Here is a 1,637-nt window from a genome sequence, read left to right as displayed (position 1 = left end):
GGTTGCTGTTTGTTGTTTGAGATTTGCATAGTGGACGCGAGCATCTTTGTGGCCAAGTTTTTTAGGGCACACGGTGGATGCCTTGGCATCAGGAGCCGATGAAGGACGTGGGAGGCTGCGTTAAGCCTCGGGGAGTCGCCAACCAGACGTTGATCCGGGGATGTCCGAATGGGGAAACCTAGCACCAGTCATGTGGTGTTGCCTCCGCCTGAATGTATAGGGCGGTTGGTGGTAACGCGGGGAAGTGAAACATCTCAGTACCCGTAGGAAGAGAAAACAAGAGTGATTCCGTGAGTAGTGGTGAGCGAAAGCGGATGAGGCTAAACCGGGCGTGTGTGATAGCCGGCAGGCGTTGCATGTCCGGGGTCGTGGGACCCTCTGGTGGTTTCTGCCGATGCTTCGGACAGTGATAAACCTTTGAGGTAGTTGAAAGCTCTGGGAAGGGCTGCCGTAGACCGTGAGAGCCGGGTAGACGAAATCTTGAGGGCTTCTTGAGGGGATCCCAAGTAGCACGGGGCCCGAGAAATCCTGTGTGAATCTGCCAGGACCACCTGGTAAGCCTAAATACTCCCTGATGACCGATAGTGCACGAGTACCGTGAGGGAAAGGTGAAAAGTGCCCCGGTGAGGGGTTGTGAAATAGTACCTGAAACCGTGTGCCTACAAGCCGTAGGAGCTTAAGCGGGGTTCGCCCTGCTTGTGATGTGACTGCGTGCCTTTTGAAGAATGAGCCTGCGAGTTATGGTGTGTGGCGAGGTTAACCCGTGTGGGGGAGCCGTAGCGAAAGCGAGTCTGAATAGGGCGTTTGAGTCGCATGCTGTAGACCCGAAGCGGAGTGATCTACGCATGGGCAGGTTGAAGCTCAGGTAAGACTGGGTGGAGGACCGAACCCACCAGGGTTGAAAACCTGGGGGATGACCTGTGTGTAGGGGTGAAAGGCCAATCAAACTCCGTGATAGCTGGTTCTCCCCGAAATGCATTTAGGTGCAGCGTCACGTGTTTCTTGCCGGAGGTAGAGCACTGGATGGCTAATGGGCCCGACAAGGTTACTGACGTCAGCCAAACTCCGAATGCCGGTAAGTGAGAGCGTGGCAGTGAGACTGCGGGCGATAAGGTTCGTAGTCGAGAGGGAAACAGCCCAGATCACCGACTAAGGCCCCTAAGCGTGTGCTAAGTGGGAAAGGATGTGGAGTCGCAGAGACAACCAGGAGGTTGGCTTAGAAGCAGCCACCCTTGAAAGAGTGCGTAATAGCTCACTGGTCAAGTGATTCCGCGCCGACAATGTAGCGGGGCTCAAGTACACCGCCGAAGTCGTGGCATTCAGTCTTGTACTGGATGGGTAGGGGAGCGTCGTGCAGCCGGTGAAGCAGCAGAGTGATCTAGTTGTGGAGGCTGTGCGAGTGAGAATGCAGGCATGAGTAGCGAATCGAGGGTGAGAAACCCTCGCGCCGAATGACCAAGGGTTCCTGGGGCAGGCTAATCCGCCCAGGGTAAGTCGGGACCTAAGGCGAGGCCGACAGGCGTAGTCGATGGACAACGGGTTGATATTCCCGTACCCGCTTCAATGCGCCCATATCGAACCTCGTGATGCTAAGAGTCCTTAAGTCCTCTGATGTCCTTCGGGACTAGGGGTGAGGC

General features: G+C 55.8%; 1 rRNA gene. It reads left to right on the top strand.

Annotated features, from left to right (window positions below):
- Positions 1–50 precede the first annotated feature (50 nt).
- Positions 51–1,637: ribosomal RNA gene (locus tag EJK15_RS74015) — 23S ribosomal RNA — on the top strand; the annotation flags it as partial.

This window comes from Nonomuraea basaltis (assembly GCF_005893125.1).
Lineage (GTDB): Bacteria > Actinomycetota > Actinomycetes > Streptosporangiales > Streptosporangiaceae > Nonomuraea > Nonomuraea basaltis.
Note: the sequence above shows the minus strand (reverse complement) of the source record. Positions and strands in the feature narration are given on the sequence as shown.